The following is a 19749-nucleotide window of genomic DNA, read 5'->3' as shown; positions in this document are numbered from 1 at the left end:
CACTTGCAAGCTTCTTATCTAACATAACTAACTGAGTTATGTCTGTCTTGACAGGGTACACTGCAAGCGTCGTCGTTGCCGGCGAGACGGCGGCGCTACCCTACGTTACAATCGTCCCTTGCCCTGCCTAGCCGCCATCCAGTTAGTTGCGCTCTTCTTGGCCCGCCAGCGCGGGCTGGCCGAGTGGTGGCAGGCCAACGTCCGCGACACCACCTTCAAGGGGCTCTACCAGCTCAACGCCTTCGACCTGGCCCTGCTGATCCCCTACTTTGCGGTGCTCATCATCCTGGCCTCCTACGGGATGCACCGCTACGTGCTGGTCTTCCTCTATTACAAGAATCGGAAGAATCGGGTCACGGAGCCGCCCGGGCACTTCGCGGAGCTGCCACGGGTGACGGTGCAGTTGCCGATCTTCAACGAGCAATTCGTGGTGGAGCGGCTGGTGGAGTCCATCTGCCGGCTGGACTATCCCCGGGACCGGCTGGACATCCAGGTGCTCGACGATTCGACCGACGAAACCGTGGCCGTCGCCCGCGCCGTAGTGGAGCACTATGCCGAGCTGGGCCAGCCCATCAGCTATCACCACCGGGATAACCGCGAGGGCTTCAAGGCCGGGGCCTTGCGGGAGGGCATGAAGACGGCGCAGGGCGAGTTCATCGCCATCTTCGACGCCGACTTCGTCCCGCCCGAGGACTTCCTGCTGCGCGTCATCCACCACTTCACCGGCCCGCAGACCGGCATGGTGCAAACGCGCTGGACGCACATCAATCGCAACTATTCCTTCCTCACCGAGGTCGAGGCCATCCTGCTGGACGGCCACTTCATCCTGGAGCACGGCGGGCGCTCGCGCACCGGAGTGTTCTTCAACTTCAACGGCACGGCAGGGATGTGGCGGCGGCAGGCTATCGAGGAGGCGGGTGGCTGGCAGCACGACACCCTCACCGAGGACACCGACCTCTCCTATCGCGCCCAGCTCATGGGATGGAAGTTCGTCTACCTGCAGGACGTGGAGTGCCCGGCGGAGCTGCCCATCGAAATGACCGCCTTCAAGACGCAGCAGGCGCGTTGGGCGAAGGGGCTGATCCAGGTGTCGAAAAAGATCCTGCCGCAGGTGATGCGCAGCGACGTCCCGCGCAAGGTGAAGATCGAAGCCTGGTACCACCTGACCGCCAACTTGAGCTATCCGCTGATGATCGTGCTCTCCACGCTCTTGCTGCCGGCGATGATCGTCCGCTTCTACCAGGGTTGGTTTCAGATGCTCTACATCGATCTGCCGCTGTTCCTGGCCTCCACCTTCTCCATCTCGTCTTTTTATCTGGTCTCGCAGAAGGAGCTGTATCCGCGGACCTGGCCGCGGACCTTCCTGTATCTTCCCTTCCTGATGGCGCTGGGCATCGGCTTGACCATCACCAACACGCGCGCGGTGCTGGAGGCGCTGGCGGGCATCCAGTCGTCGTTCAAACGGACACCAAAGTACAAGGTGGAGACCCGCGCGGACAGGGCAAATGCCGCGAAATACCGCCGGCGGCTGGGCTGGGTGCCGTGGATCGAGCTTTTGATCGGCGCCTACTTCGCGGCCACGGTCTACTATGCCATTGACAACGAGAATTACATGACCGTGCCCTTCCTGCTGCTGTTCGTGCTGGGCTACTGGTACACCGGGCTGATGTCGCTGCTGCAAGGCCGCTTCGAGCGCCTGGCGCTCCCGGCCGAGGCCCACAGCAAACCCTTCCCTGTGGGCGTCTGAGGCCGCTGCGCCCCATGCGTAACTTTTTCCTTCTTCGTCCATCTCATGGCGGGGAGAGTGGTGTGCGCGGCCGGCGGCTGGGGATTCTCGGAGGGCTGTTGCTGGCGTCGGCGCTGGTGTTTGCCGGGTCGTCGCAGCCGGGAAATCATCTGCGCGGGCAGAGTTCGCCGTACCTGAAGCGGGCGGCGAGTCAGCCGGTGGATTGGTATCCGTGGGGCGCGGAGGCCTTTCGCCGGGCTCGGCAACTCGACCGGCCCATCCTGCTGGACGTGGGCGCGACCTGGTGCCCGACCTGCGACCGCATGGACCGCGAAAGCTATACCCGACCGGAGATCGCCGACTACATCAACGCCAACTTCGTGGCGGTCAAGCTCGACTACGACGCGCGGCCCCGGCTGACGGCGAAGCTGGAGCGGGCGCACGCGCTGAAGAATTTTCCCGCCGGCATCCCGCTGACCGGCTTCCTCACGCCCTGCGGCAAGCTGTATCTTGGAGGCACCTACTTCCCGGAGAAGGCGACCGGCGACAAGCCCGGTTTCGCGGAGACGCTGAAGCAGGCTGCCGGCCTCTATCGCACGGAGCGGGCGCAGGTCGAGCAGGACGGATTCGATCTCAAGCTGAAGGAGGAGTTCGGTGAAGAGAAATCTCATGCTGGCGCTGGCGCTCGCGAGCCTGGCGCTTGCGGCAAGAAGTAACGCCGCCGAGAACCTGAAGCTCAATCCCAAGCTCGATTACTCGAGCGACAGCGAGGACGGCCCGCTCATCACCGGCGACCAGATGGAGGACGGCCCTGTGGCCGGCAAGCCCAACTACATCCTCATGGTGGGCGAGGGTTGATTCAACTCCAAGCGGCAGGCTCGCCGCTCCGTCAGCTTGTACGAGAAGTACAAAGGCCGGGTGCAGTTCGTCATCATCGACCTGGACAAGAAGCGCTCCAAGGACCAGCAGAAGCTGGTCGAGAAGTACTACGAAGGCTTCATCCCCCACGTGGTGGTGCTGGACAAGAACGGCAAGACCCGCTACAGCCTGGCCAGCGAAGTAGAGGAATCGAAGATCTCCGCCATCCTGGATAAAGCGCTGCAATAGGCGCGTGCTAGAATCGCGGGCTTCGCAGGATTTTTAGAGGACCCAGAGGATGCCCGTGCGCAAACTTCTTTTTGCTTTCCTGCTCCTGAGCCTGCCGGCAGCGGCGCTCGACCGCCAGCCCAACGCCGACTATCGCGCCCGCCGCCAGGCGCTGGCGGAAAAAACCAAGGGCGGCGTGGTGGTGCTCTTTGCCGCCACCGAGGCCGAGGGCCCGAACGCGCTCTACGGCTTCCGCCAGGACGACAACTTTTTCTATCTGACGGGCTGGAAGGAGCCCGGCGCGGCCATCGTGATCGCGCCCGCGGGAGCGGTGAGCCCGGTAGCGCCGCTGCATCCCTACATCGAGATCCTCTTCCTCCCCTCGCGCAACAACACGCAGGAGCGCTGGACCGGCCCCAAGCTCGGCCCGGAAAACGAGGACGCGACGCGCATCACCGGCTTCGATCGGGTGGAACCGCTGGACAAGATGCGCGACGAGCTGGAGCGCCTGGTGTCCAAGCCGCGCGCGACGGTCTATTCCGACCTGCCGGCGTATGGGGAGACTTCGCCCGCGCCCGGCCCGCTCGACTGGCTGCGCCGCAGCAATGCTTTCCCCAACTACGTCTCTTTCCTGGACGTGAAGCCGCAGCTGGCCGAGTTGCGCGTGAAAAAAGATGCGGGCGAGCTGGAGCGCATTCGCAAAGCCACAGATGCCTCTATCGCCGCGCATCTCGCGGCCATGCACACTATGAAGCCGGGGATGACGGAGCGCGAGATCTCAGCGGTCATGCAATACGAGTTCCTGCGGCGCGGCTGCGAGCGCGCAGCGTACGCCCCTATCGTCGGCTCGGGGCTGAACTCGACCGTGCTGCACTACTCCGAGGACTCCGGCCCCATCGAGAACGGCGACGTGGTGGTGATGGACGTAGCCGGCGAGTACTCCATGTACGCCTCTGACATCACGCGCACGCTTCCCGCCAACGGCAAGTTCGCCGCCCGGCAGCGCGAGATCTACGACATCGTGCTGGGAGCGCAGCAGGCGGCCATCGCCGCGTTCCAGGCGGGCAAATCCACCATCGGCCGCTCGTCGCCCGATTCCCTCTACAAGGTCGCCTACGACTACATCGACACCCACGGCAAGGACCGCGCCGGCCGGCCGCTGGGCCGTTACTTCATCCACGGCCTCAGCCACTACGTGGGGCTGAACGTGCACGACGTCGGCGACGGCCGCGCTCCGCTCGGCCTGGGCGCGGTCTTCACCATCGAGCCCGGCATCTACATCCCCGAGGAGAAGCTGGGCGTGCGCATCGAGGACATCTTCTATGTGGACGCGGGCGGCAAACTCATCAACCTGACGGAGAAGCTCCCCCACACCGCCGCGGACGTCGAAAAGGAGATGGCCGCAGGGCGCTAGCACTCCGCTTCCGGAACCCCCGAGTTGTCACTCCGAGCGGCTTTCAGCCGCGAGGAACCTGCTGTTCTAGCACCCCGACTGTCCCGTTTTGGTATCCTATCGGCTACGTTTATGGTCACTCTGTACCTGATTCTGTTACTGTCGGTGCTGGCGGTTCTGGGCACGGCGGGAGTGCTGTATCTGCGGGTGCGACGGCATTTGCGCGCCTCTGACACCGCCCTGCGCCAGGCCCTGAAGGAAGTGGAAGAGGAGCACCGCCCTACCACCATCGGCCAATGAGGATGACGAACCGATCAGAATCCGTCGCGGCAGTCGTCAGGGTCCAGGCGCCCAGCTTGGCGCTGCCCTATCAGGTCATGCTGGTGATCTCCGGCAGCCTGCTGGTGGCGCTGGCGGCGCGGATCTCGCTGCCGCTGCCCTTCACGCCCGTCCCGCTCACGCTGCAGAACTTTGCCGTGCTGCTGGTGGGATTGCTGCTGGGGCGCCGCGCCGGTTTTGCCGCGCTGGTGCTCTACCTCGCCGAAGGCGCCACCGGATTGCCGGTGTTCACTCCAGTGGGGCTGGGGGGAATCGCGCAATTGCTTGGCCCGACCGGCGGGTACCTGATGGCGTATCCGGTGGTGGCGTATCTCGCGGGCTGGATCGCCGAGCGCGACCGCTCAAGCTTCGCCCGCAGCGCCTTGGCAGCCACGGCCGCTGAGATTTTTCTGTTCATCGCCGGCGTAAACTGGCTGATGGTCTTCTTCCACGTTCCGCTCGTCCGGGCAGCGCAGTTTGGCCTCTATCCTTTCTTCTTCGCGGAAGTGATGAAGGTGCTGCTGGCGGCGGGCATCGCGAGCCGGCGGCCATTTGCGCGCCAGGCCCGGGCATGAGCCCAGAGGCCCAGACCGCCACCGCGGAAGCCGAAGTCCGCGAGATCAACCAGAAGTTCTACCAAGCCCTGGAGTCGCTGGACGTGGAAGCCATGGAGAGCGTGTGGCTGCACCACGACCTGGTGCGCTGCGTGCATCCCGGATGGCCGATGCTGGCGGGGTGGGAGTCGGTGCGCGAGAGCTGGGAGGAGATCTTCCGCAACACCGAATCCATGCTGGTGAGCACCCGCGACCTTTCGCTGCACATCGAAGGCAGCGTGGGCTGGGTGACGTGCACCGAGCGCGTGACCGCAAAGCGCACCGATCGCAGCGAGACGGTGCTGGTGCAGGCCACCAATCTTTTTCTTCGGCGCGAGGGCGAGTGGAGGATGGTGCTGCATCACGCTTCGCCCCTGGCCCTGCCCGGCTATGTGCCTCCCAGCGAGACGGTGCACTAGATTCCGCCCATGTCTCCCCCTACCAAACGGCCCAAGAAGAGCGCTCGCCACGAAGAGCTCGCAGCGCCCCCCGCGGGCGCTGCCGGCGCGCAGGAGATCTCCGTGGCCCACAGCCCGGACGCCGACGATGCATTCATGTTCTACGCTCTGGCCACCAACAAGCTGCGCTTCCCCGGCCTGACCTTCAAACACACGCTGTGCGACATCGAGACCCTGAACCAGCAGGCCCGCAAGGGCATGTACGACGTAACCGCCATCAGCTTCCACGCCTACCCCTACCTGCAGGAAAAGTACGCGCTGCTCTCGAGCGGCGGCAGCGTGGGCGACGGCTACGGTCCCATGATCGTGGGAGCGCGCGTGCACACCATGGAGGAAGTTCGGGACAAGAAGATCGCGATCCCGGGCAAGCTGACCACCGCGTATCTGGTGCTGCAGCTCTTCGCGCCCCACAGCGAGACCGAGGTCGTCCCTTTCGACCAGATCATCCCGCAGGTGCTGGAGGGAAAATTCGAGGCTGGGCTCATCATCCACGAGGGCCAGGTGAACTTCGACAAGTTCGGGCTGCACAAGCTGGTGGACCTGGGCAAGTGGTGGCGGGACACCACCGGCCTGCCGCTGCCGCTGGGCGGCAACGCCATCCGGCGCGATCTGGGGGCGGAGACCGTGGCGCAGGTCTCAACCGCGCTGAAAGCCAGCATCCAGTACGCCCTCGACCACCGCGAGGAAGCGCTGGACTACGCCATGCAGTTCGCCCGCGACCTCGACCCGCAACTGGCCAACAAGTTCGTGAGCATGTACGTCAACGAGCGCACGCTGGATTACGGCGAGGAGGGTCGCGAGGCGGTGCGGCGCCTACTGGACATGGGCTTCCGCGCCGGAATCATCCCATACCCGGCCAAGGTGGAGTTCGTCGGCTAGCTGTATCGTTGCCGGCGGGACGCCGGCGCTACGGCTTGGCGGATTGGTGCTTGCCGATGATGACGCCGACCTCGATCGCGGCCTGTGGCTCGAGCGTATGGAAATGGAATCCCACACCGCCAGGGGCTTTGTAGCAGGAGATCGTCTTCACAGGGCGGTGGATGCCTTCGCTCTCATCTACCAGGACCAGGCTGAGCATATCGCCCTCGTGGCAGCCCACCGTGGTGTCCACCAGCATGCCGCCCAGGCCCAGGTCGCGCACCGCGCCGATGCGCTTGCCCTGGTCATCGGTAGCGTAGATGCCGGCGGACTCGGGGATCATCACTCGCTCGTACTTGCGCCGGTCCTTATCCATGGTGCACCTCTCTAGGCGAGGCCGGTGTCCTTCGCGTAATACTTCCCGATGAGGATTTCGACCTCGACCGCGGCCCCGGGGTCAAGATCCACGAACTGGAAGCCGGCGCCCTCGGAGCCGGAATAGCGCACCTGGGCACGCACCGCGCAGTGAATCCCCTCAGCGTCATCCACGATGTGCAAAGAGAGTTCTTTGCCCTTGGGGAACTTCTGCGAGGAAACCATCAACAACCCGCCGCGCGCGATCATGCGCAGCTTGCCCAGGCGCGCGCCCTTGGCGTCGGTGACGTACACCTTGGATCCGGGGGCCACGTTCACGCGCTGGTGGCGCCGCCGCTCGCGGAAGTCCTCGGCCTTGCCCGCCTCGCTTTTCTTCCCAGTCATGCCGCGGATTCTACCAGAGCCTCGCAGCGGCCAGCGGCGCAAGTCCAGGGAGAATGCGGGCTTGGGTTTCCGCATTCGGGAACGCTATGATGACATGCGTACGCCCGATGCCCTCGCCCACCCATAACGGAGCCTTCACGCTGCTCATCGACGCCGACGACACGCTGTGGGAGAACAACATCTACTTCGAGCGGGTGATTGCCCGCTTCTTTGAGGACTTTTCCGGACACGCCCCCGAAGCTCTCCGCCAGACCCTGGACGACGTGGAGCGCGAGATCGTCCTCAGCCACGGCTACGGCCTGGCAGCCTTCGAGCACGCGCTGGTGCGGACCTGGGAGCAGCTGAGCGGTTCGCTCCCCGGGCCCGCGCGCGAAGCGGAGGTGCGGGCGCTGGCGCGCTCGGTGAACCAGCATCCCATGGAGCTCCTGCCCGGCGTCCCGGAAACGCTCTCCTATCTGGCCGCGCGCCACTCGCTGATCCTGATGTCCAAGGGCGACCCGGGGGAGCAATCGGCGAAGCTCGATCGCTCCGGCCTGCGCCACCACTTCTCCGCCATGGAGATCGTCCCGGAGAAGGACGCGGACGCCTACCGCGACACGCTGGCGCGCCACAAGCTTGCGCCCCTCTCCACTTGGATGATCGGCAACAGCCCGAAATCGGACGTCAACCCGGCGCTGGCCGCCGGGCTGAACGCCGTCTTCGTCCCCCACGACATGACCTGGGTGCTGGAGCACGAGCACCTGTGCCCTCCCCAGGCCCAGCCGCCGCACCTGCTGGTTCTGGAGCGCTTCACCGAGCTGCGCGAGCACTTCTGACCCGCCCACGGCGCCCATTCCAGCGGTAACCGCGCCCGCGCACTTCAGTAATGCATCAAGGTTAGTGTTAACCAGGATGGGGCCGGTGCGCCGGAAGGCGCGGCCGCGGATGTTACTCTTGCAGTGCTCTGCGTTTCTCTCGCGCCACCCGTGTGGCCGTGAGGTCCAACAACATTCGGCGCCTGCTGCAAACCTTCCAGGCGCTGGCCGATCTCGGTCCGGAGATGACCGCCGACCGCGACTTCCCGCAGCGGGCGCGCTCCATGCTCGCCCTGCTGATGGAGGCCGTGGCCGCGCAGGAGGCTGCCCTCTTCACCTTCACCGACAAGCCCGCCATGCTCTCCTCGGTGGCGGCGCACGGCTTCGCCCTGTTCGCGGAGCCGGCGGTGATCCCGCTTCTGCCCAAGCACGTGCACACCCTCTCCAGCGCACGAATGCCGCAGGCGGTGAACGCCAAGAGCTGCGAGACCCTGTTCAGCTCGAACGGCAACGTGGCGCCGGAGCTCTTCAAGTGCGTGGCCCCGCTCAAGGTGGGTTCACGCCTGGTGGGAGCGATCACGCTCGGCCGCCGCGAGGGCGATGCGCTCTACGCCGAAGAGGAGTTCGAGGCCCTGCACCTGCTCTCCCACTACGTGGCCCTGGCGGTGCACAATCACACGCTTTCGTATTCCTTGCAGCAGCGGGTTTCTGAGAACCTGCGGCTTCTGGCTTCGCTGCACAACTTCTACGACCAGACGCTGGAAGCCTTCGCCACCGCCATTGACGTGAAGGACACTCACACCCGCGGACACTCGCTACGCGTCGGACGCTACGCCGCGGCCATCGGCGCCGGCCTCGGCCTGGATGAGACCCAGGTCTCGGGCTTGCGCGCCGCCGGCTACCTGCACGACATCGGCAAGGTCATCGTGGACAAGGCCCTCTTCAACAAGCCCGCGGCCCTGCGCCCGGAGGAGTTCCGGGAGATGGCCGACCACACCATCATCGGACACCAGATCGTCTCCGGAGTGCAGTTCCCGTGGAAGGGCATCGCCGAGGTGGTGCGCTGGCACCACGAGCGCTCCGACGGCTCCGGCTATCCCGACCACCTCTCCCATGACGAAGTTTCCGAGCCGGTCCGCATCGTGGCCCTGGCGGATACCTTCGACGCCATGACCAGCGAGCGTTCTTACCGGCAGTCCATGTCGCTGGGCGCGACGCTGAATGAGATCGTCAAGCTGAGCCCCAAACTGTACGACCCCAACGTGGTCCAGGCCATGCTGGTGCAGATGCGGCGGGACGCCGTCGGCCGCGGCAAGCCCAACTTCCTCGAGGACGCGGGCCTCTGCACCATCGCCCCGGCCGACATTGACCAGATGGCCGCGGCGCTCAGCCACAAGGTCAATCACGGCCGCGTCTATTCCGCCTGACGCTTCTCCCCGCAACTTTTTCTCCCGCTGGTGTTGAGTATCCTTAAGGACCCGCGGCCGCGGGCCTGGAGGAACTCCCGCATGAGATCCGCTTCCCGCAAGACCACTCTCCTGCTGCTGGCGCTGGCCCTGTGCGCCTCCGCCTCCCTGATCGCCGTAGACAAAGCCAAGAGCAAGAGCGCCGCCGCCGGGCGCATGGAGGAGGAAAAGCGCGCGCTGCATGCCTTGAATCGGCTGAGCTTTGGGCCGCGTCCCGGCGACGTCGAAAAAGTTCGTGCCATGGGCGTGGACAAGTGGATCGAGCAGCAGCTGAATCCGTCCAAGGGGGACAACGCCGCTCTGGAAGCCCGCCTCGCCCCGCTGCGCACCCTGCACATGAGCACGCGCGAGATGATGGAGGAGTTCCCGCCGCCCCAGGTGATCCGCGCCATCGCCGAGGGACGGATGTCCCTGCCCTCCGACCCGCAGCGCCGCGCCGTCTATGAGGCCCAGATCGAGCGCTACAAGAGGCGCCGCGAGCAGCAGCAGAAGGAAGCTGCCTCGGGCAACAACAACGCCAGCGCCGCCGGCGAGGACGCCAAGGGCGGCGAAGGCGACCGGAAGGACATGAACCCCGCCGAGCGCGCCCAGCGCCGCGAAGCCCGCATGTATGCCGAGCTTAAGTCCGAGGAGCTGCTGGACATGACTCCCGAGCAGCGCACGGCGGAGATCATGAAGATGTCAAACGACGAGCGCCGGGCGCTGGCCCGCGGCTTCAGTCCCGAGGAGCGCGAAAAGGTCTTCAGCGAGTTCTCGCCCCAGCAGCGCGAGACGGTGCTGGCCCTCATCAATCCGCAGCAGGTGGTGGTGGGCGAGGTGCAGCAGGCCAAACTCCTGCGCGCCGCTTACAGCGACCGCCAGCTCGAAGAGGTGATGACCGACTTCTGGTTCAACCACTTCAACGTCTTCATCAACAAAGGGCCCGACCGCTACCTGGTGACTGCCTACGAGCGCGACGTCATCCGGCCCAACTCCATGGGCAAATTCAAAGACCTGCTCTTCTCCACCGCCAAGAGCCCGGCCATGCTCTTTTACCTCGACAACTGGCAGAGCGTCGGGCCGAACTCCGAGTTCACCAAGAACGGCCCCGAGCGCCGCGGCAATCAGCAGGCCGGAGCCGGGCGCAATCGCCGCATGAACCAGGGCGGCTTCGGGCGCGGACAGATGGGCCGCAACCGTTATCCCGGCATGGGCCAGCCTCCATCCGGGACGGGTATGCCGCCCGCCGGCGGCCAGCAGGACCAGATGGGGCAGCAGCGCCGCCAGCAGCAGCAGCAGAACCGCCGCAGCGGCCTGAATGAGAACTACGCCCGCGAGCTGATGGAGCTGCAGACCCTGGGCGTCAACGGCGGCTATACCCAGAAAGACGTCACCGAGGTGGCGCGCGTCTTCACCGGCTGGACCATCAAGCAGCCGCGCCAGGGCGGCGGCTTCGATTACGAAGGCCGCATGCACGAGCCTGGCGACAAGGTCGTCCTGGGCCAGACCATCCACGATGGCGGCGAGGGCGAAGGCAGGAAGGTGTTGGAGATGCTGGCGCGCAACCCCGCGACCGCAAAGTTCATATCCACCAAGTTGGCGCAGCGCTTCGTCTCTGACGCGCCGCCGCCGGCGCTGGTGGAGCGCATGGCGCAAACCTTCCTCAAGACCGATGGCGACATCCGCGAGGTGCTGCGCACGATGTTCAAGTCGCCCGAGTTCTGGGCGCCCGAGGCCTTCCGCGCCAAAGTAAAAACGCCGCTCGAGTTCGTGGCCTCGGCGGTGCGCGCCACCGGCGTGGACGTCCAGAATGCCGCGCCGTTGGTCCAGGCGCTCAACCGCATGGGCATGCCGCCTTACGGGATGCAGCCGCCCACCGGGTACTCCATGAAGGCGGAGGCCTGGGTGAATTCCAATGCGCTGCTCAGCCGCATGAACTTCGCGCTGGCGCTGGGCGGCGGCCGGATGCCGGGAGTGAAGTTCGACCCGCAAACCGTGCTGCGCGGCGCGCCTCCGCCCGAGAAGTCGGACGCAGCGCTCGCCCTGCTGGAGGACGCGCTGCTCTCCGGCGACCTCTCCAAGCAAACGCACGACATCATCAAGAAGCAGTTGGACAACCCCCAAGTCACCGGACGCCTGCTGGATGATCCCCAGCGCGCCCCCAACCTGGGCATGATCGCGGGCTTGATCCTGGGATCACCGGAGTTTCAGAGAAGATAACGCTTGTGTGGAAGCGGGCGACTCGCCCGCGCAGCTAGGAGCTAGAAGCTTATGAGCATCACGCGCAGAATATTTCTGAAGAACGGCGCATTAGCCATCGTGGCCACCACGGCAGTGCCCGGATTCTTGCGGCGGGCGGCCTTCGCGGCGGAAACAGCGGCCGGCAAGAAGCGGCTGGTGGTGCTCTTCCAGCGCGGCGCGGCCGACGGCCTGAACATCGTCGTCCCGCACGGCGAGTCGGCGTACTACGCCATGCGTCCCTCCATCGCCATCCCGCGGCCCGGCGGGAACGAATCCGCCCTCGATCTCGACGGCTTCTTCGGACTGCATCCCTCGATGTCTTCGCTGAAGCCGCTCTGGGAGCAAAAGCATCTGGCCATCGTTCACGCCGCCGGCTCGCCCGACACCACGCGCTCGCACTTTGACGCGCAGGACTACATGGAGTCGGGCACGCCGGGAGTGAAGGCCACCGAGGACGGCTGGCTGAACCGCGCCCTGAAGGCCCCATCGGGTGCCGACGCAGCCAAGGCGCCCAGCCCCTTCCGCGCCGTGGCGCTGGGAACGTCGCTGCCGCGGGCGCTGGCGGGAACCCAGCCGGCGGTAGCGCTCAACAACATCAACGAATTCGGCATCGGCGGACGCGTGGGCGCGCCCGCTCCCATCGCCTCCACCTTCGAAGCCATGTACTCGCAGTCGGTGGACACCGTGCTGCACGGCACCGGCCATGAGACTTTCGAGGCGGTGAAGATGCTCAAGTCCGCTGACCCGGCGCGCTACACTCCGGCGCGCGGCGCCAACTATCCCAACGGACAGCTCGGCCAGGGCCTACGCCAGGTGGCGCAACTAATGAAAGCTGATTTGGGCGTGGAGGTGGTTTTCACCGACATCGGCGGCTGGGACAATCACGTGAACGAGGGCGGCAGCCAGGGACAGCTCTCGAACCTGCTGCGCCAGTTCTCGCAATCCATCTCCGCCTTCTGGACCGACCTGGGCGATCTGGGCGCGGACACCGTGCTGGTCACCATGTCCGAGTTCGGGCGCACGGCGCGCGAGAACGGCAACCGCGGCACCGACCACGGCCACGCCAACGTCATGTTCGTGCTGGGCGGGCCGGTGAAGGGCGGCAAGGTGTACGGCCGCTGGCCGGGACTGGATTCCTCGCAGCTCTACGAAGGCCGCGACCTGGCGCTCACCACCGACTTCCGCCGCGTGCTGGGCGAAGCCGTCGCCCGCCACTACGGCAACAAGGACCTGGACACGGTCTTCCCCGGCTTCGAGAACTCGCCGCAGAAGTTCCTGGGACTGTTGGGGTGAGGAGCTAAAAAGGGCAAAGGGAAAAGGTAGAGAGGAGAAACCAGAGGGGAGCGTGAGGCTCAGTTCTTTCTTTGCCCTTTGCCCTTTGCCCTTTGCCCTTTGCCCTTCGCCCTTCGCCCTTCTTACTCCCCCTTCGCCAGCCTCTCGATCTGCTTCAAATGGTTGAGGTCGTGGCCGGCGAACATCTCGACGATGCGGGCGACGGTTTCCCTTCCACGCTCCTCGTGCATGCCGTACTGCCGCCACTGCCGGGGCTTGAGCGAGCGCAGCAGCGCGAGGTTGCTCTCCCGTAGAACGCAGAACATCTCCAGCGACTTGCGCGCGTCCAGCTCCCGGTAGCGCGCGACCTTGGCCCACACGTCCTGATCGAAAGCCTGGATGGGCGTTCCCGGCGCACCCAGGATCATGCGGATGCGGTAGCCTCCCACCAGCTCGACCTCCGCCAGGTGCGCCAGGATCTCCGTGATGGACCACTTCCCCGGCACCGGCCGGCGCTTCAGCTTGCGCGACGGGAGCCCGCGGACCAGCTTGCGGATGTGGCCCGGCGTCGCCGCCTGCACGCGCAGCGGGTCCTTGCCGCCCACGTAGCCGCGGATGCGGCGGACGTATTGCTCCACCGTCTCCTTCATTTGGGTCCTCCCCGCTTGGCGGCGTCCTTGCCAACCTGCTCCATCACCGCCTGGGATTCCTTCTGCAGAGCGTCGGAGGTGGTCTCTTCGGCGTCCTTGTCCTCCTTCACGGAAGTGTTGGAGACCAGGCTTGCCTTGTCCGGGTGGTCGGCCACGGGATAGAGGCGGAAGTCCACCTTGGACTCGAACTTGCCGCCGCGCCCGCTGCCCGCGCCCGTCGCCTTCCCGAAGAAGCCGCCCACCTTGGCCTGCGCCGACTGCGCGATGGAGGTCAGGTTGGTGTAGAGCACGTAGTCGCAGTGCTTTTCCGTGGCTTCGTCGTGGATCTCCGCGTCCGTGGTCTTATCCAGCGGGACGGTATCCACATTTATCTCGGTCAAGTGTCCCATCAGGCGCTGGCGCATGTTCTCCAGCGAGATCTCGTGGCCGCTCGGGTTGTCGAAGCCCACCACTCCGATCAGCAGCACCCCGGCGCGCTTGTGCTTCGAGGGCGCCGCGGAAGGCACCTGCGCGGTCATGGGCTCGCGCGAGGGCATGCACATCAGCTCCTGGTAGTTGGTGACTTCCTTGTAGTCGGCCGGGACGTCGAAAAGCGCGGCATCGAGCGGGTCCTTGGAGATCTCCAGCGCCTCCGTGGAACTGGAGAACTGCCCGTTCTCGGTGGTGACGGTAGCGGTCTGCTGCAGGGGATATCCCATGCGCGCCATGCCGACGCGCTTCATGCGGTATTCGTCCTGGCACTCGGGCTTTTCCATGGCCATGGGGTTCTGGGGGCGGGCCGAGGCTCGCGAGCAGGTGAGTCCCACGGAGAGGTCGGCGTACCAACCATCGGTCTCCGATTTCATCGAGGTCTTGGTGCAGGCGTCGGGGCTGGACTCGGCCGTCATCGCGCTCTTGATGTGCCGCGCCGGGAAGCCCAGCATGGTCTTGCGCTCTTTCGTGTCCGTCATGGTGGTGGTGTAGGTCACCACGCCGCCCTTGGTGGATTTCGCCGGCTGCACCGCCGGCTGCGACTTGCCCTTGGACGGCGCCGCGGCTTCATCGTCCGCCGCCATGGGCGTGACCATGTACACCTTGCACTTGTCGTTCACCTGAAGCATGCGCTTCTGGTCGCACTGCAGGATGGTCGCAAAGGGCATTTGCGGGTTCTCATCGCGCTGGCGCGCTCCTTTGATGTACACCGTGCTCTCCGCGCTGTGCCCGGCGGCGATGTTCTTGGTCTTGACCTTCACGTCGGCCGGGGCCGCGACCGCCAGCGCCACCAGCACGATCAGAAAAGAGAAATAACGGGAACGACGATTCATCGGAACCTCCTCAGGAAGAGGGGGCTATTCTACCGGAATCCGGCGGGGAAAGCGGGAGCGCAAGGCGGCCACAAAGGCCTGGTCGATTTTCAACGAGAGCATCTCCAGCGGCGAGAATCCCCGCCGCCACGCCAGGTAGAAGGTGGCCACCAGCAGCGCTCCGGTGATGACGAAGTTGGGCCAGGCGTTGAGCGCCCATTGTCCCGACCAGCTCAGCTCCCAGGCGCGCGACCAGGGCAGCAGGTACGGGATGGGCCACGGGTAGCCGTCCGGCCCGCGCGCCCCCGCCAGATCGCATAGCAGATGCAGGTGAAAACTCAGGAAAACCAGCGCCGCCGTCTTCCATCGTCGCTTGGCCAGCGCAAAGCCCAGCAGCGCAGAGAAGACGGCAAAGGTCAGGTTGTGCAGGGTGTGGTGGTAGAGCGTGAACCAGGGCAGTGGATGCGCGCTGCCGCGGGTCAATATCTCGGGGATGATGCCCAGCCCGTCCGCGTCCGGAATCACGCCGGCGATTGCGACTATGGCTCGCTCGCGGCGGCTGAACTCGGTGGTGTTGGCTACCATCCAGCCGAACAGGAAGTGGGTGACGGGACTCATGCGAATCGCACGATCGGGAGATCGGGGGATCGAGCCATCTCAAATCTCAATCAGTACATCGTCGCCCTCGATCTTGATGGGATAGACGGCGACCTTGAGGGAGGGGTTCTGCGCCGCCTCGCCGCTCTGCGGGTTGTACTGCCAGCCATGCCAGGGACAGATGACGGTTCCGTCCATGATCACGCCCTGTCCGAGCGGCCCGCCGCGATGCAGACAGACGTTGTCCAGCGCGCACAGCCGGCCTTCGACGTTGGCCACGCAGACGATCTTCTCGCCTACCGTGAACTCTTTGGCCTCGCCGTCGCCGGGCAGGTCCGCCTTGGCAGCGATTCTAATGAAATCAGGCATCGGGATCCTTCGCTTCGCTCAGGATGACGGCGCGCGGCTCGTTGTTAGCCTGCCTGAGGCAATAGCCGAAGGGCCGCGCAAGCGCCCTCACTTGGGCTGCAGGGTTTGCGCGATCATCACCTGGCGCTTGAAATTCTCCGCCATGTCCTCGGTCAGCCGGACTTCCGTGGGCTTCTTGGCTAGCGACATCAGATCGATCTTGTCCTGCAGCTTCAAAAGCGCGTAGAAGAGGTTTTCTGGGCGCGGCGGGCATCCGATGACGTACACGTCGGTGGGCACGATGCGGTCCACGCCCTGCAGCACGGCGTAGGTATTGAACGGCCCGCCGACGGAAGAACACGCGCCCATGGAGATCACCCACTTGGGCTCAGGCATCTGGTCGTAGATGCGCTTGAGCACCGGCGCCATCTTCAGCGTGACCGTGCCGGCGACGATCATCAGGTCGCTCTGCCGCGGGCTGGGACGAAAAACCTCCGAGCCGAAGCGCGCGATGTCGAAGCGCGCCGTGGAGGAGGCGATCATCTCGATGGCGCAGCAAGCCAGGCCGAAGGTCATGGGCCACACCGCGGACTTCCGCGCCCAGTTGAAGACGTAGTCCACGGTGCTGATCATGAAGTTCTTCTCGAATTTGTTCTGCAGCCAGGCCATCTCGCTCCTCAGTCTAGGGATTGTGGCAAAGGCCTGTCAACCGGCGTTCCCTGCTTGCACCAGCTCCTGAGTTGATGGACAATCGCATCTCTTCGAGTTTTCTTGCGGACGCGATTAGACTTCTGAGGAGGCACGATGACGACACACATCCGGCCCGTGTTCGGCGTTTATGCGCGGGCTGCTGCTGCCATGTTGCTTCTGGCCCTGCTGATGGGCTGCGGTCGTACCACCACCGCAGGCTACTGGGAGGGGAAGGGCAAGGCCAGCGAGGTCCCGATGAAGGACCGCTTCCGCCAGTTGACGCGTAGCGCGGACTTCGAGTTTTGGTTCGTGTTGGACAAGGAGGGCAACGCAACCGGCGAGATCGAGCTGAACTACAACTCGGAGCTGACGGTCGAAAATCTGCCGTCGGTGTCCCTGGGGAGCATGTCTTTCAGTCCCAAGGTCGGCGGCAAGGTGACCGACTTGAATCCCAAGAGAAAGTTCCCGCTGGTAGGCGTCCTGAAAGACGGCCAACTCACCCTGGAGATTGCGACCCCGGAAGCGGAGCGTCCGTCGATCGAGTTCACCATCCGCGCGGACCCGGGCGTGAGCGCGGGATTCGGCCTAGGATCGGGCTCAATCACCGTGCCCGGCGGCGCCGCGGGCGTGAGTGGCGGCGACGTCATCAAGATTCCCATGAAGCCCTTCAGCCCGTTCAACGGCTCCGGCAAGGTTGAGAAGCGGCCGGCCGGTCCGTACGCAGCAAGCTTCGACGCGCGAGGCAGCAACTGGGCCATCGAGTGGTCGGCGCGGCAGATGGGGGGCGAGCAGCGCGAGGTCAAGATCACCCCAGAGATGCAGCAGGCGCTGGACAAGCTCCGGCAGCAGGCCGGGAAGTGAGTTCCCTCTCGCGGTTCTGGATTCTTGCAAGAGAACTCCGCGTCTCCGCGCCTGCGCGGAGAGACTAATCAGTAGATTGTGTAGGGCGGCGCCGGGTTACGCAGGTTGGGCTTGCTCGCCACCAGCAGCAGCGCGCCGATTTTCTTGAATTCCCGCAGCTCGGCCGCGTTCTTGAACCATTTGCCGCTGTACTCCTCCGGTGTCGGCGATTCGTCCGGGACGCGCTGCGCCTCCACATCTTCGAACGCGTGAGCCTTCAGCAGCTCGACGTACTCGGCCGCGGAGCGTGCGTGCACCTGGACTTTCAGCTCCTCCACCCAGCGCAGCGAGTAAGGATTGTCCTTATATAGGTTGATGAGGATGAACAGCCGCCCGCGCGGCGCCATCACGCGGAAGAGTTCATGCAGGGCGCGCTCCTGGTCGGCGTAGTAATAGAAGGACTCGACCGACAGTACTTTGTCGAAGAAGTTTTCTTCCCAGGGAATCTGCTGCGCCGAGCCCCACACGAACATGAGGTTGTCGAAATCGCGCGAGCCGGCGCGCGCCCGCCGGATCATCTCGTCGGAGATGTCCACGCCCACCACTTGCCCGTGGCCCTCCGGCCCATCGCCCACCAGGCGCGCCAGGATGCGGGAGGCCCAACCCGCGCCGCAGCCCAGGTCGAGCACGCGCTCGCCCGGCCGCAGCTCCATCCGCCGCAGAGTCTGCTCGGTGATGTTGAGATGGTGCTTCTCCATCTCCTCGCCGCGGCCCTCTTCGGCCCAGCGGTTGAATTCCTGTTGCAGGATCTCGTCGGGAGTCATTACTTCTTTATGCTACAGTTCCAACGCCTTATGCCTCAAACGCCGCCGCCGGGTGACGCGCTCCTCTACTGTCCCAAGTGCGCCAGCGAGGTCACTGACCCGCTCACCTGCGGCGACTGCTCGGCGGTGATCTGCCGCGTCTGCGGCTCGCCTCTCGAATCTCCCGACGAGCTGGGCATCGGATGACGGACGGTCCCATGTCCACCGCGCCTCAGCCGCCTCCAGCTTCGGACTCTCCCACGCTCGTCCCTGTCCGCGGTCGCGGCTCTCTGCTGCGCGTGCTGGGCGTGGGATTCGGCCTGGCGGTCATCATCGGCAACACCATCGGCGCCGGCATCCTGCGCACCCCGGGGGAGATCGCCGGCGAGCTGCCGCGCGTCTGGATGTTCATCGGCGTCTGGATCCTCGGCGGTCTCTACGCGCTGCTCGGCGCCTACCAGATCTCGGAGCTGGGAGCGATGGTGCCGCGCTCGGGCGGCTACTACGTCTTCGCGCGCCGCGCTCTGGGCGACTTTGCCGGCTTCGCCATCGGCTGGACGGACTGGATGGCGCAATGCGGCACCACCGCCGCCGTCGCCATCGTCATCGGCGAATACGCCGGCGAACTCTTTCCCCGCTGGAACGGCTACACGGTGGACATCGCCGTCGGCGTCACCGTGGGCGTGGCGCTCTTGCAGTGGCGCGGCATTGCCTGGGGCAGCTTCGTCCAGAACCTCACCAGCTCGCTCAAGGCGCTGGGATTCATCGCGCTGGTCTCCGGCATCTTCTTCCTGGCCCATCCCACGCCCGGCCCGCCTCATCCGCCGGAGCTCGCCGGGGGATTGTCATTCCTGGTCGCGCTGCTGCTGGCGCTGCAAGCGGTCATCTACACCTACGACGGCTGGTACGGGGTCATCTACTTCGGCGAAGAGGTGAAGAACCCCGGCCGCGACATCCCGCGCGCCATGATCGGCGGCGTGCTCTCCATCATGGGGATCTACGTCCTGGTGAACCTCGCGCTGGTGTATGCGCTGCCGCTCACAGAGCTCAGCGGACAGAAGCTGGCGGTGGGCACGGCGGCCAACGCTGTCTTCGGTTCGCACGGCATGACCATCATCCTGGCGCTGGCCATCCTCTCCATGCTCAGCGGTATCAACGCCTACCACTTGATGGCCAGCCGCATCGTTTACACCATGTCGCGCGACCGGCTGTTCTTCCCCCAGGTAGCGGTCGCCAACAAGGGCGGGACGCCGACGGTCGCGCTCTTCCTGAGCACGGTGGTGGCGGTGGCCTTCATCCTCAGCGGCTCGTTCAACCTCGTGGCCTCCGTGCTCGCGTTCTTTTTCGTCGCCGACTACGCCATGGCCTACACCGCGGTCTTCATCTTGCGCCGCCGCGAGCCCGCCACCGAGCGTCCCTACCGCGCCTGGGGATACCCGTGGACCACCGGCCTGGCCCTCTTCCTCTCGCTGGCGTTTCTGGCAGGCGCCATCGCCGGCGACCGGAAAAACAGCCTCTACGCCGTGGGAGTGCTCGCCCTGAGCTACCCGCTCTATCTGGCCTTCAAGTTTTTCAGGAAATCCCGCGCCGCCTGA

General features: G+C 65.3%; 24 protein-coding genes. 16 read left to right on the top strand and 8 right to left on the bottom strand.

Annotated features, from left to right (window positions below; genetic code table 11):
* Nucleotides 1–118: 118 nt before the first annotated feature.
* From VGQ94_03525 to VGQ94_03485, 9 genes are all read left to right on the top strand, one after another.
* The gene (locus VGQ94_03525; protein HEV2021577.1) at nt 119–1747 is read left to right on the top strand and encodes a cellulose synthase family protein; all 1629 of its coding nucleotides are present in this window, start codon (nt 119–121) and stop codon (nt 1745–1747) included.
* A gap of 14 nt (nt 1748–1761) precedes the next feature.
* Nucleotides 1762–2442 carry a DUF255 domain-containing protein gene (locus VGQ94_03520; GenBank protein ID HEV2021576.1) on the top strand — a complete coding sequence of 227 codons (681 nt, stop codon included), beginning with the start codon at nt 1762–1764 and terminating at the stop codon, nt 2440–2442.
* Nucleotides 2381–2584 (top strand): hypothetical protein, encoded by a 204-nt coding sequence (locus VGQ94_03515; GenBank protein ID HEV2021575.1) that lies wholly within the window; start codon nt 2381–2383, stop codon nt 2582–2584. Before VGQ94_03520 ends, VGQ94_03515 begins: the two co-directional genes overlap by 62 nt.
* 36 nt (nt 2585–2620) lie before the next feature.
* Nucleotides 2621–2833, top strand: a complete 213-nt coding sequence (locus VGQ94_03510) for a hypothetical protein (protein ID HEV2021574.1) — start codon at nt 2621–2623, stop codon at nt 2831–2833.
* A gap of 55 nt (nt 2834–2888) precedes the next feature.
* Complete coding sequence (locus VGQ94_03505) at nt 2889–4226, top strand: aminopeptidase P N-terminal domain-containing protein (protein ID HEV2021573.1); 1338 nt, start codon at nt 2889–2891, stop codon at nt 4224–4226.
* A 111-nt stretch (nt 4227–4337) separates the two neighbouring features.
* Nucleotides 4338–4505, top strand: a complete 168-nt coding sequence (locus VGQ94_03500) for a hypothetical protein (GenBank protein HEV2021572.1) — start codon at nt 4338–4340, stop codon at nt 4503–4505.
* A gap of 77 nt (nt 4506–4582) precedes the next feature.
* On the top strand, nt 4583–5098 hold the full coding sequence (locus VGQ94_03495; protein ID HEV2021571.1) for a biotin transporter BioY: 516 nt from the start codon (nt 4583–4585) through the stop codon (nt 5096–5098).
* Nucleotides 5095–5535, top strand: coding sequence for a nuclear transport factor 2 family protein (locus VGQ94_03490; protein HEV2021570.1), 441 nt, complete (start codon nt 5095–5097; stop codon nt 5533–5535). The genes VGQ94_03495 and VGQ94_03490 overlap by 4 nt, the downstream gene beginning before the upstream one ends.
* Nucleotides 5536–5544: 9 nt before the next feature.
* Nucleotides 5545–6453, top strand: coding sequence for an MqnA/MqnD/SBP family protein (locus VGQ94_03485; GenBank protein HEV2021569.1), 909 nt, complete (start codon nt 5545–5547; stop codon nt 6451–6453).
* Between the two features lie 28 nt (nt 6454–6481).
* Here VGQ94_03485 and VGQ94_03480 read toward each other — a convergent pair whose 3' ends face one another.
* Complete coding sequence (locus tag VGQ94_03480) at nt 6482–6808, bottom strand: PilZ domain-containing protein (protein ID HEV2021568.1); 327 nt, start codon at nt 6806–6808, stop codon at nt 6482–6484.
* Between the two features lie 11 nt (nt 6809–6819).
* The gene (locus VGQ94_03475) at nt 6820–7191 is read right to left on the bottom strand and encodes a PilZ domain-containing protein (protein HEV2021567.1); all 372 of its coding nucleotides are present in this window, start codon (nt 7189–7191) and stop codon (nt 6820–6822) included.
* An 86-nt stretch (nt 7192–7277) separates the two neighbouring features.
* Here VGQ94_03475 and VGQ94_03470 point away from each other — a divergent pair, with 86 nt between their 5' ends.
* The 4 genes from VGQ94_03470 (at nt 7278) to VGQ94_03455 (ending at nt 12964) form a co-directional block, all read left to right on the top strand.
* Nucleotides 7278–8006: an HAD family hydrolase gene (locus tag VGQ94_03470; protein ID HEV2021566.1), complete on the top strand. Its 729-nt coding sequence runs from the start codon at nt 7278–7280 to the stop codon at nt 8004–8006.
* A gap of 158 nt (nt 8007–8164) precedes the next feature.
* Nucleotides 8165–9412, top strand: a complete 1248-nt coding sequence (locus VGQ94_03465) for an HD domain-containing phosphohydrolase (GenBank protein HEV2021565.1) — start codon at nt 8165–8167, stop codon at nt 9410–9412.
* Nucleotides 9413–9493: 81 nt separating this feature from the next.
* Nucleotides 9494–11650, top strand: a complete 2157-nt coding sequence (locus VGQ94_03460; GenBank protein ID HEV2021564.1) for a DUF1800 family protein — start codon at nt 9494–9496, stop codon at nt 11648–11650.
* Between the two features lie 51 nt (nt 11651–11701).
* A complete protein-coding gene (locus VGQ94_03455; GenBank protein HEV2021563.1) occupies nt 11702–12964 on the top strand; it encodes a DUF1501 domain-containing protein in 1263 nt (420 codons plus the stop codon).
* A 122-nt stretch (nt 12965–13086) separates the two neighbouring features.
* Here VGQ94_03455 and VGQ94_03450 read toward each other — a convergent pair whose 3' ends face one another.
* The 5 genes from VGQ94_03450 to nuoB all read right to left on the bottom strand — a co-directional run bounded on the left by VGQ94_03450 (nt 13087) and on the right by nuoB (nt 16490).
* Complete coding sequence (locus VGQ94_03450) at nt 13087–13593, bottom strand: DinB family protein (GenBank protein HEV2021562.1); 507 nt, start codon at nt 13591–13593, stop codon at nt 13087–13089.
* A complete protein-coding gene (locus tag VGQ94_03445) occupies nt 13590–14897 on the bottom strand; it encodes a hypothetical protein (protein HEV2021561.1) in 1308 nt (435 codons plus the stop codon). Before VGQ94_03445 ends, VGQ94_03450 begins: the two co-directional genes overlap by 4 nt.
* 24 nt (nt 14898–14921) lie before the next feature.
* A complete protein-coding gene (locus VGQ94_03440; protein ID HEV2021560.1) occupies nt 14922–15494 on the bottom strand; it encodes a metal-dependent hydrolase in 573 nt (190 codons plus the stop codon).
* A gap of 39 nt (nt 15495–15533) precedes the next feature.
* Nucleotides 15534–15842, bottom strand: a complete 309-nt coding sequence (locus VGQ94_03435) for a Rieske (2Fe-2S) protein (GenBank protein ID HEV2021559.1) — start codon at nt 15840–15842, stop codon at nt 15534–15536.
* An 87-nt stretch (nt 15843–15929) separates the two neighbouring features.
* Nucleotides 15930–16490: an NADH-quinone oxidoreductase subunit NuoB gene (nuoB, locus tag VGQ94_03430; protein ID HEV2021558.1), complete on the bottom strand. Its 561-nt coding sequence runs from the start codon at nt 16488–16490 to the stop codon at nt 15930–15932.
* Between the two features lie 135 nt (nt 16491–16625).
* Here nuoB and VGQ94_03425 point away from each other — a divergent pair, with 135 nt between their 5' ends.
* Nucleotides 16626–17372 (top strand): hypothetical protein, encoded by a 747-nt coding sequence (locus tag VGQ94_03425; protein HEV2021557.1) that lies wholly within the window; start codon nt 16626–16628, stop codon nt 17370–17372.
* 68 nt (nt 17373–17440) lie between these two features.
* On the opposite strand, the gene VGQ94_03420 is transcribed toward VGQ94_03425, so the two are convergent.
* Complete coding sequence (locus VGQ94_03420; protein HEV2021556.1) at nt 17441–18175, bottom strand: methyltransferase domain-containing protein; 735 nt, start codon at nt 18173–18175, stop codon at nt 17441–17443.
* A 30-nt stretch (nt 18176–18205) separates the two neighbouring features.
* Here VGQ94_03420 and VGQ94_03415 point away from each other — a divergent pair, with 30 nt between their 5' ends.
* Entirely contained in the window at nt 18206–18361 is a 156-nt protein-coding gene (locus VGQ94_03415; GenBank protein ID HEV2021555.1) for a hypothetical protein, read from the top strand.
* An 11-nt stretch (nt 18362–18372) separates the two neighbouring features.
* Complete coding sequence (locus VGQ94_03410; protein ID HEV2021554.1) at nt 18373–19749, top strand: APC family permease; 1377 nt, start codon at nt 18373–18375, stop codon at nt 19747–19749.

The sequence above is a fragment of the Terriglobales bacterium genome (assembly GCA_035937135.1).
GTDB lineage: Bacteria > Acidobacteriota > Terriglobia > Terriglobales > Acidobacteriaceae > DASYVL01.
The sequence above is the reverse complement of the archived record's forward strand: the minus strand, read 5'-3'. Positions and strand labels throughout refer to the sequence as shown.

Excerpts from the sequence above, each read along its gene's own strand:
- VGQ94_03520 (HEV2021576.1), top strand. The coding sequence starts at position 1,762 with ATGCGTAACTTTTTCCTTCTTCGTCCATCTCATGGCGGGGAGAGTGGT.
- VGQ94_03500 (HEV2021572.1), top strand. The coding sequence starts at position 4,338 with ATGGTCACTCTGTACCTGATTCTGTTACTGTCGGTGCTGGCGGTTCTG.
- VGQ94_03495 (HEV2021571.1), top strand. The coding sequence starts at position 4,583 with ATGCTGGTGATCTCCGGCAGCCTGCTGGTGGCGCTGGCGGCGCGGATC.
- VGQ94_03490 (HEV2021570.1), top strand. The coding sequence starts at position 5,095 with ATGAGCCCAGAGGCCCAGACCGCCACCGCGGAAGCCGAAGTCCGCGAG.
- VGQ94_03485 (HEV2021569.1), top strand. The coding sequence starts at position 5,545 with ATGTCTCCCCCTACCAAACGGCCCAAGAAGAGCGCTCGCCACGAAGAG.
- VGQ94_03480 (HEV2021568.1), bottom strand. The coding sequence starts at position 6,808 with ATGGATAAGGACCGGCGCAAGTACGAGCGAGTGATGATCCCCGAGTCC.
- VGQ94_03475 (HEV2021567.1), bottom strand. The coding sequence starts at position 7,191 with ATGACTGGGAAGAAAAGCGAGGCGGGCAAGGCCGAGGACTTCCGCGAG.
- VGQ94_03470 (HEV2021566.1), top strand. The coding sequence starts at position 7,278 with ATGATGACATGCGTACGCCCGATGCCCTCGCCCACCCATAACGGAGCC.
- VGQ94_03460 (HEV2021564.1), top strand. The coding sequence starts at position 9,494 with ATGAGATCCGCTTCCCGCAAGACCACTCTCCTGCTGCTGGCGCTGGCC.
- VGQ94_03455 (HEV2021563.1), top strand. The coding sequence starts at position 11,702 with ATGAGCATCACGCGCAGAATATTTCTGAAGAACGGCGCATTAGCCATC.
- VGQ94_03450 (HEV2021562.1), bottom strand. The coding sequence starts at position 13,593 with ATGAAGGAGACGGTGGAGCAATACGTCCGCCGCATCCGCGGCTACGTG.
- VGQ94_03445 (HEV2021561.1), bottom strand. The coding sequence starts at position 14,897 with ATGAATCGTCGTTCCCGTTATTTCTCTTTTCTGATCGTGCTGGTGGCG.
- VGQ94_03440 (HEV2021560.1), bottom strand. The coding sequence starts at position 15,494 with ATGAGTCCCGTCACCCACTTCCTGTTCGGCTGGATGGTAGCCAACACC.
- VGQ94_03435 (HEV2021559.1), bottom strand. The coding sequence starts at position 15,842 with ATGCCTGATTTCATTAGAATCGCTGCCAAGGCGGACCTGCCCGGCGAC.
- nuoB (HEV2021558.1), bottom strand. The coding sequence starts at position 16,490 with ATGGCCTGGCTGCAGAACAAATTCGAGAAGAACTTCATGATCAGCACC.
- VGQ94_03425 (HEV2021557.1), top strand. The coding sequence starts at position 16,626 with ATGACGACACACATCCGGCCCGTGTTCGGCGTTTATGCGCGGGCTGCT.
- VGQ94_03420 (HEV2021556.1), bottom strand. The coding sequence starts at position 18,175 with ATGACTCCCGACGAGATCCTGCAACAGGAATTCAACCGCTGGGCCGAA.
- VGQ94_03415 (HEV2021555.1), top strand. The coding sequence starts at position 18,206 with ATGCCTCAAACGCCGCCGCCGGGTGACGCGCTCCTCTACTGTCCCAAG.
- VGQ94_03410 (HEV2021554.1), top strand. The coding sequence starts at position 18,373 with ATGTCCACCGCGCCTCAGCCGCCTCCAGCTTCGGACTCTCCCACGCTC.